Genomic DNA, 14,965 nt, shown 5'->3' with positions numbered 1-14,965 from the left:
AAATGACGGGTATTCGGCCCGTCAGGAAGGAGACTGTTTAACAGGTCGTCTGAAACGGTTCGGACGACCGATTAAGCGGTTTTGCTTAGATACTTTATACAGAAAGGAATCAAAATGAAGCACATTGCAAATATTATGCAGATGAACGATTGGGATATGAATCAAGAAAGTACAGTGGGGCGGATATTGGAATATGGTCGCGGGAAGACTAAAAAATTCGTCATCGAATGGTTGGGTGGAGAGAAAACCGAAGTGAAAGGCGGTTATTACGATGCCTGTGCTATAGGTTTGAATGCTGATACTTGGAACTTTATTCGTCGAATTTAATAAGGTTAAACAGGTCGTCTGAAACGGCGGACGACCTGTCTAGATAATAAAGAAAGGAAAACGATGAGTGGTATGCATCCTGAAATGATACGGGCGGAAATCAAAATGAAGGGACTGTCGCTTGCCGATGTGGCTGCGATGGCAGGTATAGGCGAAAGCACACTTTGTCCAGCGGGCATCTTTGTCCTTACTCGGTGTGGTTTGGCCACTGACTTGTCCTTCCTCATCAACTTCTATGGCCTGGCGTTGTTTGCTGCCGGCGGTTTGAATAATGGTGGCGTCAATGACGGCAGCAGATGCTTTCTCTATTTTTAGGCCTTTTTCGGTCAGTTGTCGATTAATCAGTTTGAGCAATTCGGACAGGGTGTTGTCTTGCGCCAGCCAGTTGCGGTAGCGGCATAAGGTGCTGTAATCGGGGATACTCAGTTCGTCAAAACGGCAAAACAGGTTGAAATCGATGCGGGTGATGAGGCTGTGTTCGAGTTCGGGATCGGAGAGGCTGTGCCATTGTCCGAGCAGGACGGCTTTGAACATGGATAACAGGGGATAGGCCGGACGGCCGCGGTGGTCTCTAAGGTAACGGGTTCTTTGACGATTCAGGTATTGTTCGATCGGCTGCCAATCAATCACCTGATCCAACTTCAATAGCGGGAAACGGTCGATGTGTTTGGCGATCATGGCTTGGGCGGTTTGCTGGAAGAAGGAGGTCATGAAAAATCCCCTAAATGTCTTGATGGGAATTTAGGGGACTTTGGGGAATTTTGCAAAGGTCTCAGGCCGTCTGAAACCCAAATCTCAGGTTTCAGACGGCCTTTTTTTAACCGGGTTTATTGCTTATTCAACCGTTACCGATTTAGCCAAGTTGCGCGGTTTGTCCACGTCTGTACCGCGTGCGAGGGCGGCGTGGTAAGACAGGAGCTGCACGGGGATGGTGTGCACAATCGGCGAGAGTACGCCGACGTGGCGTGGGGCGCGGATAACGTGCACGCCTTCGGTGGCGTTGAAGTTGCTGTCGAGATCGGCGAAGACAAAGAGTTCGCCGCCGCGTGCGCCGACTTCCTGCATATTGGCTTTCACTTTATCCAACAGGCTGTCGTTCGGGGCAATCACGACAACAGGCATGTTCTCGTCCACCAAAGCCAACGGGCCGTGTTTCAGCTCACCCGCAGGATACGCTTCGGCGTGGATGTAGGTAATCTCTTTCAGCTTCAATGCGCCCTCAAGGGCGATTGGGAAGTGGATACCGCGACCCAGGAAGAGTGCGCTGGTTTTCTTGGCAAATTTTTGCGCCCAAGCGGCGATTTGCGGCTCAAGATTGAGAACGTGCTGAATGCTGCCCGGCAGTTGGCGCAATTCTTCAACGTATGCACTTGCTTGCTCGTCGGAAACCAGGCCGCGTTGTTTGCCCAAGGTAACAGCCAAGCCGAACAGGACAACCAGTTGGGTCGTGAACGCTTTGGTAGAGGCAACACCGATTTCTGCACCGGCGCGTGTGTACAGTACCAACTCGCTTTCACGCGGCAGGGCGGATTCCATCACGTTACAAATAGACAGGCTGTGTTTGTGTCCCAAGGATTGCGCGTATTTCAGGGCTTCCATGGTGTCCAAAGTTTCGCCGGATTGGGAAATGGTGATGACCAGTTGTTTCGGATCGGCAATCACGTCGCGGTAGCGGTATTCGCTGGCGATTTCCACGTCGGTCGGCACTTTGGCGATGGATTCGAGCCAGTATTTAGCAGTCAGCGCGGCATAGTAGGACGTACCGCAGGCAAGGATTTTGATGCTGTGGATATCGTCGAACACTTCGCGTGCATTCGCACCGAAGTTTTCAGGTTCGAAACCGCCATCTAAGAAGACTTCGGCAGTATCGGCGATGGCGCGGGGTTGTTCGTGGATTTCTTTTTGCATGAAGTGGCTGTATGGGCCCAACTCCAAAGAAGCCAAAGACAATTCGGACACTTTAATCGCGCGTTCGGTTTGCGCACCGGTTTTGTCGAGCAGTTTTTCGATGCCGTTTGCGTTCAGCAGGGCGATATCGCCGTCTTCCAAGTAAGCAATGCGGCGGGTAAAGGCGATCACGGCAGATACGTCGGAAGCGATAAAGGTTTCTTGGTCGCCCAAGGCCACCAACAGCGGGCAGCCCATGCGCGCAACAACCATTTGTTCAGGGTTGTCTTGTGCGATAACGGCAATAGCGTATGCACCGTGGAAACGGGCAGTCGCAGCTTGGACGGCTTCAAACAGTTTGCCGCCGTTTTGTGTGTATTCGTGGTTGACACTGTGGGCGATGACTTCGGTATCAGTTTGCGATTCGAAGGTGTAACCCAACGCTTTCAGGCGTTCGCGTTCGGCTTCAAAGTTTTCGATGATGCCGTTGTGGACAACCGCGATCATACCGCCGGAAATATGAGGGTGGGCGTTAGGCTCGGTTACACCGCCGTGGGTTGCCCAACGGGTATGGCCGATGCCGATATGGCCGAACACGCCTTTTTCGCGCGCGGCGTCCTCCATCAGCTGCACACGGCCGACGCGGCGGACGCGTTTGATTTTGCCGTCCATGTTGACGGCGATACCCGACGAATCGTAGCCTCGGTATTCAAGGCGTTTGAGACCGTCGGTCAGAAAATCGACTACATTGTGATTGGCGCGAATAGCACCTACGATACCGCACATATAAGTTCCTTAGTATCAAAAGTTTGAGAAAATGACTGCTGCTCCGGCTCCCGAAAGCGGCAGTCGGAAAACGCCGTTTTATATTCATTGAAACGGCAAATCTGGGTTTCAGACGGCCTGTTGTTTCTCAAGGCCGTCTGAAAACAAATAAAAGATCAACCTTACTTCTTATCGCCTTTTTCCGGACGCACCCAGCCTTCGATGACGGTTTGGCGCGAACGGGCGAGAACGAGTTTGCCGTCTTCGCAGTTGCGGGTAATCGCGCTGCCCGCGCCTGTCGTTACTTTGTTGCCTAGGGTAACGGGGGCAACCAGTACGCAGTTTGAACCGATGCGCACTTCGTCGCCGATGACGGTTTTGTGTTTGTTCACGCCGTCGTAGTTGGCAATAATCGTGCCGGCGCCGAAGTTGGTTTTGCTGCCGATCTCGGCATCACCGATGTAGGTGAGATGGTTGGCTTTGGTACCGTTGCCAATGGTGGCGTTTTTGACTTCGACGAAGTTGCCGATGTGTACGTCGTCGGCCAGTTTGGCTTGCGGACGCAAACGGGCGTATGGGCCGATTTGGTTGTTTTCACCGACTTCGCAACCTTCAAAATGGGAGAATGGGGCGATTTTGGTGTTGGCACCGATTTTGGCGTTTTTGATCACGCAGTTGGCACCGATTTCGACGTTGTCGCCGAGTTCGACTTCGCCTTCGATGACGACGTTGACGTCAATCACGACATCTTGTCCGTGTTTCAGACGGCCTCGTAAATCGAAACGTGCCGGATCGCGCAGGGTTACGCCTGCTTTGAGCAATTCTTGCGCCTGTTCAGTTTGGAAAATACGCTCGAGTTCGGCCAGTTGGAGTTTGTTGTTCACGCCGGCGGCCAGATAAGAGGCGCGGACTTGGACGGGATGAACTTTAATACCGTCGGCAACGGCTTTGGCGATGAGGTCGGTCAGATAGTATTCGCCTTGGGCATTGTTGCTGGAAAGGCTGTTCAACCAAGCTTCGAGTTTGGCGTTAGGCAGAACCAAAATGCCGGTATTGATTTCTTTCACGGCTTTTTGGGCGGCATCGGCGTCTTTTTCTTCGACAATGGCAGTTACGCTGCCGTTGCTGTCGCGGATGATGCGGCCCAAACCTGTCGGATCGTTAGGCACGTCGGTCAACAGGCCGACTTCGTCGCCTGCGGCTTCAAGCAGGGTTTCGAGGGTGGCTGCGTCAATCAGGGGAACGTCGCCGTACAACACCAGCGTGCGGCCTTCGGCGGAAAGGTGCGGCAGGGCGGTTTTGACAGCGTGGCCGGTACCGAGCTGTTCGGTTTGTTCAACCCAAACGACATCGCGTTTGACGGTGTCCAAGACTTGCTCTTTGCCGTGGCCGATGACGACGCAGATGTTTTGGGGATTCAGGGAGGCGGCGGTGTCGATAACGCGCTCAACCATGGGAAGGCCGCCGATGCGGTGCAGCACTTTGGGCATTTTGGAGTACATACGCGTGCCTTTGCCGGCAGCGAGGATGACGATATTTAAAGCTGTCTGAGCCATGATACGGTTTCCGTTGTCGTTGTTTGAGGCCGTCTGAAAAGTGGGGCAACAAGTGTTGATTGTTTTTCACTCCGTTTCAGACGGCCTTGGGGATATTGTTATTCGGTTGCTGGCTGTTGGTTGGCAAATTGCGGTTTTTGCCAATGTTGGCCGCGTTCGCCGTGTTCAGCATGATCCGCTTGATTGGATTGGACGGCGCGGCGCTCAGGGCGGAACTGATTGTAATTCATGTTTTTAGAATAAGTACCGTCCTGATAAACGATAGGTGTGCCGGTAGCATATTTTTGGCGTACGGCGGTACGGCCGGATTCGTTGGTGTAGGTTTCCCAAGAGCAACCGGCCAAAACGGCGGCGGCGGTCAGAATTAAAGCGAGTTTACGCATGATGTTGTCCTTGTTTTTAAATGTCGGCAATACCGTGTATTGTACTTGTTTTTTCAAAACTTCACGGCAGTTTTGTGCAAAATTCAAGCAAACCCTGCATATCTTTCGCTATGCCGTCGGCAAATGGCAACGGATGGGCTTTTTCGCCGTACCAAACGGTCTTCATGCCCAAGGCTTTGGCTTGGTGCAGATTGTCGGCGCTGTCGTCCACCATAACGCACTGTTCGGGTTTGACGCCCAACAGGCGGCAGACGTTGAGATAGGCCTGCGGATTGGGTTTGTAGAGCAGGCCGAAGTCGTCCGTGCCGAACAAGCCGTCAAAATGCGCTTCCAAGCCCAACGCTTCAACCAATGCGCGGACATAAAACGAAGGTCCGTTGGAAAATACGGCTTTTCGCCCTTTCAGACGGCCTAAAACGTCATCAGTTCCATCCATACCCTCCACCTTTGCCAAAATTTGCTTAAGGGGGTGACTTTCACGCAAAAATTCATCGATATCGACTTCGGGATGATGGATTTGCAAACCGGCAAGCGTCGCGCCGTATCGGTGCCAATAATCTTGGCGCAGTTGGGAGGCGGCTTCTTCAGAAAGTTTCAGACGGCCTGCCATGTATTCGGTCATGGCGCGGTTGATGATGTAGAAAATGCCGGCTTCGGCATTGTGCAAAGTGTTGTCGAGGTCAAACAGCCAAACGGGGGAATGATTCATATCGTGCCTTGATATGCAGATTTTGTTATGATATTTCGTATTTTACCCGTACAAAGGAAAGAGAATGAAACTGAAATTGTCCGTCTTGGCCCTGTTGCTGGCCTCGGCAAACCTGTACGCCCAAACCGAAGTGCGTCTGGCCGTGCACAAATCCTTCAGCCTGCCCCAATCCGTCATTGCGCAATTTGAAAAAGCCAACGATGCCAAAGTGTCCGTCATCAAGGCAGGCAGCGGCAACGAAATGCTCAACAAGCTGATTTTGAGCAAAGCCAACCCGATTGCCGATGCGGTTTACGGTTTGGACAACGCCAACATCGGCAAAGCCAAAGCCGCCGGCATCCTCGCCGCCAGCCAACCCAAATCCGCGCCCGTAACCGCTTCCCTGCCCGATGCACTGGCTGTCGATTACGCCTATGTCGCCATCAACTACGACAAAAAATGGTTTGAACAGAAAAAACTGCCCCTGCCGCAAACCCTGCAAGACCTGACCAAACCGGAATATAAAAACCTTCTGGTGACCCCGTCTCCCGCCACGTCCTCGCCCGGCCTCTCCTTCCTCTTGGCCAACATCGGCGGCATGGGTGAAGAAGGCGCGTTCAAATGGTGGGCGCAAATGCGCCAAAACGGCGTGAAAGTCGCCAAAGGCTGGAGCGAAGCCTACTACACCGACTTTACCCAAAACGGCGGTGCCTATCCCCTCGTGGTCAGCTATGCCACCAGCCCGGCGGCCGAAGTCCACTACTCCAAAGGCAAATACAGCACCCCGCCCACCGGCAACCTCTTCCTCAAAGGCGGCACATTCCGCCAAGTTGAAGGCGCGGCCGTTTTGAAAGGCGCAAAACAACCCGAACTGGCGGCCAAACTGGTGAGCTGGCTGCAAAGCGGTGAAGTGCAAAAAGCCCTGCCTGCCGAAATGTGGGTCTATCCGGCAGTCAAAAACACGCCGCTGCCCAAAGTATTCGAGTTTGCCCAAACCCCGAAACACAGCGATTCCCCCAACCGCGCCGACATCAACACCAAACAAAAACAATGGGTGAGCCGTTGGAGCAAAACCGTTTTACGTTAAGCTGAAAAAGATTTAAAAAAGATTAAAGGCCGTCTGAAAAACCAAATCATTAGTTTTTCAGACGGCCTTGTTTTACAATGACCTTTTAAACAACTTCACACGCACACACAATTATGAATTTCGATCTTCAAGTCCTCTCCTCCTTCTCCGGCTGGGAACAACTCGCCCAAACCGGCATGTCTTTCGGCATGAACCTGCTGGCCGCCTTGGCCATCTTCTTTATCGGCCGCTGGATCGCCACGCGCTTAGTAACACTGATGAAAGCCGCGCTGACACGCGCCAAAGTCGATAAAACGCTGGTCAGTTTCCTCGGCAACGTCGCCAATATCGGCCTGCTGATCCTCGTCATCATCGCCGCACTGGGCAAACTCGGTATCCCGACCACTTCCGTGACCGCCTTGATCGGTGGCGCAGGCTTGGCCGTGGCTTTGTCTTTGAAAGACCAACTGTCCAACTTTGCCGCCGGTGCGCTGATTATCCTCTTCCGTCCGTTTCAAGTCGGCGATTACATCAAAGTCAACGGCCTTGAAGGCTTCGTCCGCGAAATCAAAATGGTGCAGACCTCATTGAGCACACCCGACAACGAAGAAATCATCCTGCCCAACAGCGTGGTCATGAGCAACAGCATCGTCAACCGCTCCTCCCTGTCCCTCTGCCGCGCCCAAGTCGTGGTCGGCGTCGATTACGCCTGTGATTTGAAAGTTGCCAAAGACGCCGTATTGCGTGCCGCGACCGAAAATCCCCTGTGCGTCCAAACCGAAGACAAACCAGCCGTCGCCTACATCACCAACCTTGGCGACAGTGCCATCGAAATTACCCTTTGGGCGTGGACGCAAGAAGAAAATCTCGGCCCATTCCGATTCGCCCTGAACGAACAAGTGGTTGAAAACCTGCGTGCCGCCAACATCAACATCCCGTTCCCGCAATGCGATGTCCACCTCATCCAGCCGAAAGCCTAATTTCAGCTTTCAGGCCGTCTGAAACCTGGCGGGCCAAGCGCCTGCCCGGTTTTACCCTTTCCCCTAAGGAGCCGCCATGTCCCACCTGCAAACCATCGCCGAACACCTGACCAGCCGCCGCCAAACCGTTACCTGCGCCGAGTCCTGCACCGGCGGCCTGCTTGCAGGTGCGCTGACTTCCATTCCCGGCAGCTCGCAGTGGTTTCACCAAAGCTTCGTCACATACAGCAACCAAGCCAAACAAGACCGCCTCGGCGTCATGCCCGACACCTTGCTGAAACACGGCGCGGTTAGCCGCGAGACCGTCTATGAAATGGCTCGCGGCGCAAAAGCCGTCGCGCAAGCGGATTACGCCTTGAGTATTTCCGGCATCGCCGGCCCTGGCGGCGGCAGCGCGGCCAAACCGGTCGGCACAGTCTGGTTCGGCCTGGCCACGCCCGAAGGCTCGTTTGAGCAAACCGCGCTTTTCACAGGCGATCGCGAAGCAGTAAGGGCGCAAGCCGTCGAATACGCATTGGCTTTCTTGGCGGAACATTTGGTTTGATAGAAAAAACACAGGCCGTCTGAAATCTGGAAATCAGGTTTCAGACGGCCTTTTTATTTATCTATTCAAACCATCAGCGGATTTATACGCCCAAAAGCTCTTTGCCGAGGAAGCTGCCTTTTTCGACACCCGGCAGGACGAAGAAATAGCCGCCGCCAAACGGGCTGATGTATTCCTCCAGCGGTTCGCCGTTGAGCAGGTTTTGCACGAAGATGAAGCCGTCGGCAAGGTTGGCCTGATAGCAGATGAACACCAAGCCGACATCGAGCTGGCCGTTGGCGGCGAGGCCGCGCGAGTAGTTGAAGGCGCGGCGGTAGAGCAGGTGTTTTTTCATGAACTCCGGATCGCGCGGATTGGCAAGGCGCATATGGCTGTCTTTGGGCGTGATTTTGCCGTCGGGGTCTTTGGCGAAATCGGCGGTGTCGCCTTCTTTTTTACCGTCCATGGGCGCGCCGCTGTATTTGCGCCGGCCGAAAATATCGGTTTGTTCCTGCATCGGGGTGCGGTCCCAAAACTCGACAAAGTGGCGGATGAGGCGGACGGCCTGATAGCTGCCGTTTTTCGCCCATGCCGGTTCGTCCAAGCTGTTGGCGGCAACGCCCGTCCACAGGACTTGATCGGCGACTTTGGGATCTTCGACTTTGGGATTGCCTGAGCCGTCGCGGAAACCTAAAAGATTGCGCGCGGCAATGGCGCCGGGTTCGGCTTTAGGGAGCCAACCGTCTATGCTCCAGCGGATGACGGCAAACTGGGCGGTGTTTTTGATGATATCGCGCAGGGCGGCTTGGCAGGTTTCGGGGGAGAATGCGCAAATTTGCAGGCTGAGGTCGCCGTCGCACCAAGATTTTTGGAGTTTGTCGTTGGGGAAGTCGCGCATTTCTTGTAGGTGTTTCGGCTTTTTGTCTTTGAGGCCGAAGCGGTCGTCAAAAAGGCTGCTGCCGACGCCGACGGTAACCGTCAGCCCGTCGGGGCGGAATTGTTTGCCGAGGATGCCGCTGCCAGCAGGCGGGAGTTTGTCGTCGCCGTCTTGGTATTCGCCGCCTTGGGTGAGGAATTCGATACGGGCGGTCAGGGCGCGGAACAGGTTTTCAAGTTGTTTGGCGTCTTTGGCGGTAACGTCAAAGGCACACATGATGCCGAAGAGCTGGTGTGGCGTGACGATACCTGCCTGATGCTCGCCATAACACGGATAGGCCAGCTCGGAATGTTGGTTGTTTTGGGTCTCGGCGGCGGCTTCGCCTTGTTTTTTACCGGCAAAATAACCGGCAACGCCGATGGCGCCGGCAGCAAGGGCAGTTTTGAAAAGGGTTCGTTTTTCGGGTTGTGCCGGTTGTTTGTTTTGGCTCATGGTCTGCTCCTTGGCAGGGAACGGAAAGATTGCAATCGTGTGAAGTAAGGTCGGTTTTCAAGCATATTTGTGTGGGCGACAATAAGATTCAGACGGCCTTTCAATATCCAAAGGCCGTCTGAAAACACGTTATCTTATTTCAAACCCAAAATGCCGCGCAGTTTGGCCAAGTCTTCTGCCAAGGCATTAATCGGCGCCTGCAGGGCTTTGCGGTCTTCTTCGCTCAGTTTGTCGTACAGCTCGAAGCCATCTTGTTTTTTATATTTCGCCAAAATGTCTTCAACCTGTTTGAAGTTGGCATCGGTTTTTTCCAACAGCGCTTTGTCTTTGGCTTCGATCAGCGGACGGAACAAATCAACGATTTTTTTGGAGCCTTCCACATTGGCTTGGAAGTCGCTCAAGTCGGTATGGCTGTAACGGTCTTCTTCGCCGCTGATTTTGCTGCCGGCCACTTCTTCAATCAGTTCGGACGCGCCGCCGACCACCTTACCCGGAGGAAACGCCAATGCGTCGATTTCTTTTTGCAGTGCTTCGACATCGGTCATCAGTTTGGCTGCAATTTCCTTCACGCCGGATACGTCTTTTTCTACCCAAAGGGCGTGTTCGATACGGTGGAAGCCGGTAAATCCGGCATCTTTCGCACCGTCTTTGAAGTCGTCTTCACGCGCATCGATGACGGGGTCGAGTTCGCTGAAAAGCTCTGCAATCGGTTCGATACGTTCGTAATGGACGCGGGTGGCGGCAAACAGGGATTTGGCCTTTTCAATGTCGCCGGCTTTAACGGCTTCGGTAAAGGTTTTGGTTTTCGCCACCAGCTCTTTAACCTCGCCTTGAACGTAAGCTTTATAGTCGGCGAGCGGTTGGGACAGTTTTTCCAAATCCGCTTCGTTGGCAGTGTCTTTGAAGCCGCTGTCGGTAACAATCAGCTTACCGCGCGGATTTGTCAACAGGCCGCAAGTCATTTCGTATTCGCCCGGCAGTAGGGTAACGGTCATTTTGTCGGATAAACCCGGGGCGATGTTTTCACGCTCGTCCACCACCATCACGCCTTTCAGGATTTCCCATTCCAGCTTGCGGCCGCTGTCGTTTTTGATGTTGAACACGACTTGGCCGCTGGGGACGGTCAATTCCATCGGTTCGCAGGCAGTATCGTTCACACCGATATTGACCGAACCGTCGGCATTGGCGGCAGCGGATGCACCTGAAGCGGCAGGCGCGGCTTTTTCGGCTTCAGGCGGCTGACACGCAGTCAAACCCAGAGCCAGCATTACAGACAAAGCAGTCAGATTGAATTTTTTCATTTTACTTCCTTCTTATTTAGTTAATTTAGTTAACGTTTTTGCCGGAGCGCTGCCGCGCAAAAACCAAATCATGACGGGAACCAGATACAGCAGCCAAATCAGGACTTCGCCTTCGGTCGGATGGTCGGTATAGCCGAAGAAACCGCCGAGCAGCACGCCTAAAGGGCTGTCTTCATGCAAATATTTCGAGGTGTCGAAAGCGATGTCCTGCATCGCATTCCATACGCCAGCCTCATGCAGCGCACGAAACGAACCGGCCAACAGACCGGCCGCCACCACAATCAAAAACGCGCCCGTCCAACGGAAAAACTTCGCCAAGTTCAGGCGCATACCGCCCTGATAAATCAGCGTACCGATGACAACCGCCGCCAGCAGCCCCAATACCGCGCCTATCGGCATAGACCACGTCGGGCTTTGCTGGAACACGGCAAGCAGGAAAAACACGCTTTCCAAACCTTCGCGCGCCACGGCCAAAAACGCCATGCCGACCAAGGCCCAGCCCTGGCCGCTGCCGTGGTTCAAGGCCGTCTGAACAGAATCCTGAAGATGCTGTTTCATCGAACGCGCGGCCTTCTTCATCCACAAAATCATGTACGTCAGCATCGCCACGGCCACCAGGCCGATGACGCCGACCACCAATTCCTGTTCTTTTTGCGGAATCTCGCCCGTAACGGAATGAATGCCGTAACCGATACCCAAACACATGGCCGCAGCCAAAAACACGCCCAGCCAAACCTTCGGCATCAGCTCGCTGTGTCCCGACTGTTTTAAAAAACTGGCAACAATGCCGACGATCAGGGCGGCTTCGATGCCCTCGCGCAGCATAATCAAAAAAGCAATCAGCATAAAAAACTCTAAAGTGAAACATTCATTTGTTAACGCATTTATAACGCTTTACGCTTAATAACGCAAATTATTTTCATTTTTTAATAATCCTATAATTATTAAGATTTTTTAAAATAAAATAACGAACGTAATCAATAAAAACTAAAAGGCCGTCTGAATTTTGTTTTTTCAGACGGCCTTAAAAACATTAACTAATTGTAAAAAAACAATAAAAAAGTTTCATAGTATAAAATTCTCTATCGGTTATATTTTCAAAATTTATCAAATTTAAAAGGTTGATTTACAACAAAAATTAAAACCGCCTTATCTTTTATAGTTGGCATATTGCTGGTGCAATCAGCAATCCATGACATAACAAACGCATAACAAAGGAACCCTCCTATGCCACGTTTAAAACTCCACCAAATCGCTTTGGCTTTGGCCGTTTCTGCCGCGCTGACCGCCTGCGGCGAGAAAACGGCTCAAACAACCGAAACCCCTCAAGCAGCTTCTGCCGCGAGCGCTGCCGATACTGCCGCAAGCACCGCCGCCGTTTCGGCCCCTCAAAATTCCGCCGATATTTCTGCCGAAGACAAAGCCCTGTTGGAACGCGCGCAAGCTACGTTCAAACCTTTGCCTGACTTAGCCGAAATGCAAAAAGTTCGTCCGTTTACTGAAGAACAGGTCAAACTCGGCCAACAACTTTGATACGAAAACCGCCTGTCCAAAGGCAACACCGTCAGCTGTAACTCTTGCCACAATTTGGCAACTGCCGGCGTAGACAACATGCCGACCAGCGCGGGCCACAAAAGCCAATTCGGTGGCCGTAACTCCCCAACTGCTCTGAATGCCGCCTTGTTAGGCAGCCAATTCTGGGACGGCCGTGCAGCCGATGTGGAAGAACAAGCCGGCGGCCCATTGCTCAACCCGGTTGAAATGGCCAACGCGACCGAGGCCGATGCTGTTGCCAAAATCGCCGGTATTCCTGAATACCAAGAGAAATTCAAAGCCGCATTCCCTGAAGACGGCGCGGTTTCCTTCAAAAACATCACCACCGCATTGGGCGCGTTTGAACGTACCCTGCTGACCCCGACCCGTTGGGACGACTACCTGAAAGGCAACGTATCTGCCCTGAGCGAACAAGAACGCAAAGGCGTACGCGCATTTATGGACAACGGCTGTATCGCTTGTCACAACGGTGTCAACTTGGGTGGTACCATGTTCCAAAAATTCGGCTTGGTGGACGGTCCTTACTGGAAACACATCGACGATCCTAAACACGACAAAGGCCGTGCGGACGTAACCAAAAAAGCCGAAGACGAATTCTTCTTCCGCGTTCCCGGCTTGAGAAACGTCGAACGCACCTACCCATACTTCCACAACGGCAGCGTTTGGGAACTGGATAAAGCCGTCAACATCATGGCGAAAGCACAATTGGGTAAAACCTTGGCTCCGGAAGACACTGAAAACATCGTTGCCTTCTTGAAAGCCCTCTCCGGCAATGTTCCGGAGTCTGCCCGAACCATGCCTGAGCTGCCCGTCTCCCACGATGTCAAATCCCAACCTGACAACAAATAAGGGTTAGCATAAAACAAGGCCGTCTGAAAATCCGTTTCAGACGGCCTTTTTGTTGCCGGCCATATGGGCGGCTTTGTTTCACGATTGCGCACAATATGGTAATCTTGAGCCGATTTTCACCATACATCCGAAAGGAACATCATGAGCCTGATTATTGAAGACTTGCAAGAAGGCCACGGCAAAGAAGCCGTCAAAGGCAAAGAAATCACCGTACATTACACCGGTTGGCTGGAAGACGGTACCAAATTCGACTCCAGCCTCGACCGCCGTCAACCGCTGACCATCACCCTGGGCGTCGGCCAAGTGATTAAAGGTTGGGACGAAGGCTTCGGCGGCATGAAAGAAGGCGGCAAACGCAAGTTGACCATTCCTTCCGAAATGGGCTACGGCGCACACGGTGCCGGCGGCGTGATTCCTCCGCACGCGACTTTGATTTTTGAAGTCGAGCTGCTGAAAGTGTACGAATAAGCATTTGACGCTTCCAAAGGCCGAGGCCGTCTGAAACCCTGTTTTTCAGGTTTCAGACGGCCTGTTTTTATCAAGATTCGGTATAATGCCTGTTTTACAAACAAACCATTTCCCAAGGAACCCTCATGCTTTTACCCGAACAAGTCAAAACCCTGATTGAAGGCGTTACCCCTTGCGAACACGTCGAAGTCGAAGGCGACGGCCATCACTTCTTCGCCGTAATCGTTTCCTCTTCCTTTGAAGGCAAAGCCCGCCTCGCCCGCCACCGCCTGATTAAAGACGGCCTCAAGCCGCAACTCGAAAGCAACGAATTGCACGCGCTGTCGATTTCCGTTGCCGCCACGCCGGCCGAATGGGCGGCCAAACAGGCTTAATTCGGAATCAAGCAAAAGGCCGTCTGAAACTTCAGACGGCCTTTTTGCATTCAAACCCCCAAGCAGCCTCAGCTTCCGGCCTGCATCTGTTTTTTCGGGAAAAACTGCACCACGTTCTCCCCTTGCGGCAACACCAATTTCTTCACGGCATGGCCGTACACGGTTTCAAGCGTGATGTTCAGACGGCCTTCGTTGGCAAAAATCTTATCCACAGCTTCCTTGGCCGCTTGCGGATTGCTGAACTTCAACGCATTCCACAATCCCAAGGTTTCCATGTCCTGCCAAAACGTCCCGGCTTTTTTATAGCTCAACTCAAGCTTGGCCGTGTCGGTTACCGGATCGTAAAAGCCGTTGTCGGCGAGCATATCGCCCAAGTCGTGCATATCAATCAGCGTGGGCGCTTCGCATTCGATGCCTTCATGGTTCAGACGGCCTGTCAGCTCAGTCAGGCTGTCGCGGCCAAAGTGCGTGAAAAACAATAATCCGTCGGTTTTCAAAGCGGCGGCCCAGTTTTTTAATATCGGCAAAATATCGTCGGCGCGGCTGAGGCTGAGGTTGGCCCACAGCATATCGGCGGATGCTTCAGGCAGCGGCGCAGTCAGGGCTTGGCAATGTTGCGGAATGGTTTTACCGGTCAGCTTCTGCCAGAAACCGCCTTTGCGCGCGGCGGCGGCGGTTTTCAAAAAGTCGGCATTCGGATCGTATTCTTCAAACACGGCGTCGGGATAACGCGCGGCCAGCAGGCTGCGGCTGATGTCGGCATCGGCACCAATCAGCATGATGCGTTTGGGTGCATTGCGGACCAGCTGCAGGCGCTCGTCGGTGTCTTGGGCGAGATGGCGGTGAATCTGCCAGCGTTTGTCTTGGGGGTTCAT

The 14,965-nt window shown here is 53.1% G+C and carries 14 protein-coding genes and 2 pseudogenes; 7 read left to right on the top strand and 9 right to left on the bottom strand.

Annotation, left to right across the window (positions count from 1 at the left end; all coding sequences use genetic code 11):
- Nucleotides 1-114 precede the first annotated feature (114 nt).
- Nucleotides 115-327 carry a hypothetical protein gene (locus CYJ98_RS09395; protein WP_049352588.1) on the top strand — a complete coding sequence of 71 codons (213 nt, stop codon included), beginning with the start codon at nucleotides 115-117 and terminating at the stop codon, nucleotides 325-327.
- A 155-nt stretch (nucleotides 328-482) separates the two neighbouring features.
- Here CYJ98_RS09395 and CYJ98_RS09390 read toward each other — a convergent pair.
- The 5 genes and pseudogenes from CYJ98_RS09390 to CYJ98_RS09370 form a co-directional block, all read right to left on the bottom strand.
- A pseudogene (locus CYJ98_RS09390) lies at nucleotides 483-1,038 on the bottom strand (transposase); the annotation flags it as partial.
- 123 nt (nucleotides 1,039-1,161) lie between these two features.
- Nucleotides 1,162-3,000, bottom strand: a complete 1,839-nt coding sequence (gene glmS, locus CYJ98_RS09385; protein ID WP_101755631.1) for a glutamine--fructose-6-phosphate transaminase (isomerizing) — start codon at nucleotides 2,998-3,000, stop codon at nucleotides 1,162-1,164.
- A gap of 161 nt (nucleotides 3,001-3,161) precedes the next feature.
- A complete protein-coding gene (glmU, locus tag CYJ98_RS09380) occupies nucleotides 3,162-4,535 on the bottom strand; it encodes a bifunctional UDP-N-acetylglucosamine diphosphorylase/glucosamine-1-phosphate N-acetyltransferase GlmU (protein WP_101755632.1) in 1,374 nt (457 codons plus the stop codon).
- Nucleotides 4,536-4,633: 98 nt separating this feature from the next.
- The gene (locus CYJ98_RS09375; protein ID WP_003686634.1) at nucleotides 4,634-4,918 is read right to left on the bottom strand and encodes a membrane lipoprotein lipid attachment site-containing protein; all 285 of its coding nucleotides are present in this window, start codon (nucleotides 4,916-4,918) and stop codon (nucleotides 4,634-4,636) included.
- A 61-nt stretch (nucleotides 4,919-4,979) separates the two neighbouring features.
- Nucleotides 4,980-5,627: a pyrimidine 5'-nucleotidase gene (locus CYJ98_RS09370; protein WP_101755633.1), complete on the bottom strand. Its 648-nt coding sequence runs from the start codon at nucleotides 5,625-5,627 to the stop codon at nucleotides 4,980-4,982.
- A 64-nt stretch (nucleotides 5,628-5,691) separates the two neighbouring features.
- Here CYJ98_RS09370 and CYJ98_RS09365 point away from each other — a divergent pair, with 64 nt between their 5' ends.
- The 3 genes from CYJ98_RS09365 to CYJ98_RS09355 all read left to right on the top strand — a co-directional run bounded on the left by CYJ98_RS09365 (nucleotide 5,692) and on the right by CYJ98_RS09355 (nucleotide 8,196).
- Nucleotides 5,692-6,693 (top strand): thiamine ABC transporter substrate-binding protein, encoded by a 1,002-nt coding sequence (locus tag CYJ98_RS09365; RefSeq protein ID WP_101755634.1) that lies wholly within the window; start codon nucleotides 5,692-5,694, stop codon nucleotides 6,691-6,693.
- Between the two features lie 113 nt (nucleotides 6,694-6,806).
- A complete protein-coding gene (locus tag CYJ98_RS09360) occupies nucleotides 6,807-7,652 on the top strand; it encodes a mechanosensitive ion channel family protein (protein WP_101755635.1) in 846 nt (281 codons plus the stop codon).
- A gap of 76 nt (nucleotides 7,653-7,728) precedes the next feature.
- Nucleotides 7,729-8,196: a CinA family protein gene (locus CYJ98_RS09355; protein ID WP_070504075.1), complete on the top strand. Its 468-nt coding sequence runs from the start codon at nucleotides 7,729-7,731 to the stop codon at nucleotides 8,194-8,196.
- 82 nt (nucleotides 8,197-8,278) lie between these two features.
- Here CYJ98_RS09355 and efeB read toward each other — a convergent pair whose 3' ends face one another.
- From efeB to efeU, 3 genes are all read right to left on the bottom strand, one after another.
- Nucleotides 8,279-9,544 carry an iron uptake transporter deferrochelatase/peroxidase subunit gene (gene efeB / locus CYJ98_RS09350; protein ID WP_049344915.1) on the bottom strand — a complete coding sequence of 422 codons (1,266 nt, stop codon included), beginning with the start codon at nucleotides 9,542-9,544 and terminating at the stop codon, nucleotides 8,279-8,281.
- 134 nt (nucleotides 9,545-9,678) lie between these two features.
- Nucleotides 9,679-10,845 (bottom strand): iron uptake system protein EfeO, encoded by a 1,167-nt coding sequence (efeO, locus tag CYJ98_RS09345; RefSeq protein WP_049333129.1) that lies wholly within the window; start codon nucleotides 10,843-10,845, stop codon nucleotides 9,679-9,681.
- Between the two features lie 12 nt (nucleotides 10,846-10,857).
- Nucleotides 10,858-11,691 carry an iron uptake transporter permease EfeU gene (gene efeU, locus CYJ98_RS09340; RefSeq protein ID WP_004519216.1) on the bottom strand — a complete coding sequence of 278 codons (834 nt, stop codon included), beginning with the start codon at nucleotides 11,689-11,691 and terminating at the stop codon, nucleotides 10,858-10,860.
- A gap of 381 nt (nucleotides 11,692-12,072) precedes the next feature.
- Here efeU and CYJ98_RS09335 point away from each other — a divergent pair.
- The 3 genes and pseudogenes from CYJ98_RS09335 (at nucleotide 12,073) to CYJ98_RS09325 (ending at nucleotide 14,090) form a co-directional block, all read left to right on the top strand.
- Nucleotides 12,073-13,248: pseudogene (locus CYJ98_RS09335) on the top strand (cytochrome-c peroxidase).
- A gap of 138 nt (nucleotides 13,249-13,386) precedes the next feature.
- Complete coding sequence (locus CYJ98_RS09330) at nucleotides 13,387-13,716, top strand: FKBP-type peptidyl-prolyl cis-trans isomerase (protein WP_094192864.1); 330 nt, start codon at nucleotides 13,387-13,389, stop codon at nucleotides 13,714-13,716.
- A 125-nt stretch (nucleotides 13,717-13,841) separates the two neighbouring features.
- Complete coding sequence (locus CYJ98_RS09325) at nucleotides 13,842-14,090, top strand: BolA family protein (protein ID WP_003686612.1); 249 nt, start codon at nucleotides 13,842-13,844, stop codon at nucleotides 14,088-14,090.
- Between the two features lie 68 nt (nucleotides 14,091-14,158).
- Here CYJ98_RS09325 and CYJ98_RS09320 read toward each other — a convergent pair whose 3' ends face one another.
- Entirely contained in the window at nucleotides 14,159-14,965 is an 807-nt protein-coding gene (locus CYJ98_RS09320) for a class I SAM-dependent methyltransferase (protein WP_101755636.1), read from the bottom strand.

Source organism: Neisseria perflava (assembly GCF_002863305.2).
Classification (GTDB): Bacteria; Pseudomonadota; Gammaproteobacteria; order Burkholderiales; family Neisseriaceae; genus Neisseria; species Neisseria perflava_A.
Note: the sequence above shows the minus strand (reverse complement) of the source record. Positions and strands in the feature narration are given on the sequence as shown.

What these genes read in the sequence shown, in the direction of transcription:
- CYJ98_RS09395 (WP_049352588.1), top strand. Translation starts at nt 115, where the DNA reads ATGAAGCACATTGCAAATATTATGCAGATGAACGATTGGGATATGAAT.
- glmS (WP_101755631.1), bottom strand. Translation starts at nt 3,000, where the DNA reads ATGTGCGGTATCGTAGGTGCTATTCGCGCCAATCACAATGTAGTCGAT.
- glmU (WP_101755632.1), bottom strand. Translation starts at nt 4,535, where the DNA reads ATGGCTCAGACAGCTTTAAATATCGTCATCCTCGCTGCCGGCAAAGGC.
- CYJ98_RS09375 (WP_003686634.1), bottom strand. Translation starts at nt 4,918, where the DNA reads ATGCGTAAACTCGCTTTAATTCTGACCGCCGCCGCCGTTTTGGCCGGT.
- CYJ98_RS09370 (WP_101755633.1), bottom strand. Translation starts at nt 5,627, where the DNA reads ATGAATCATTCCCCCGTTTGGCTGTTTGACCTCGACAACACTTTGCAC.
- CYJ98_RS09365 (WP_101755634.1), top strand. Translation starts at nt 5,692, where the DNA reads ATGAAACTGAAATTGTCCGTCTTGGCCCTGTTGCTGGCCTCGGCAAAC.
- CYJ98_RS09360 (WP_101755635.1), top strand. Translation starts at nt 6,807, where the DNA reads ATGAATTTCGATCTTCAAGTCCTCTCCTCCTTCTCCGGCTGGGAACAA.
- CYJ98_RS09355 (WP_070504075.1), top strand. Translation starts at nt 7,729, where the DNA reads ATGTCCCACCTGCAAACCATCGCCGAACACCTGACCAGCCGCCGCCAA.
- efeB (WP_049344915.1), bottom strand. Translation starts at nt 9,544, where the DNA reads ATGAGCCAAAACAAACAACCGGCACAACCCGAAAAACGAACCCTTTTC.
- efeO (WP_049333129.1), bottom strand. Translation starts at nt 10,845, where the DNA reads ATGAAAAAATTCAATCTGACTGCTTTGTCTGTAATGCTGGCTCTGGGT.
- efeU (WP_004519216.1), bottom strand. Translation starts at nt 11,691, where the DNA reads ATGCTGATTGCTTTTTTGATTATGCTGCGCGAGGGCATCGAAGCCGCC.
- CYJ98_RS09325 (WP_003686612.1), top strand. Translation starts at nt 13,842, where the DNA reads ATGCTTTTACCCGAACAAGTCAAAACCCTGATTGAAGGCGTTACCCCT.
- CYJ98_RS09320 (WP_101755636.1), bottom strand. Translation starts at nt 14,965, where the DNA reads ATGAACCCCCAAGACAAACGCTGGCAGATTCACCGCCATCTCGCCCAA.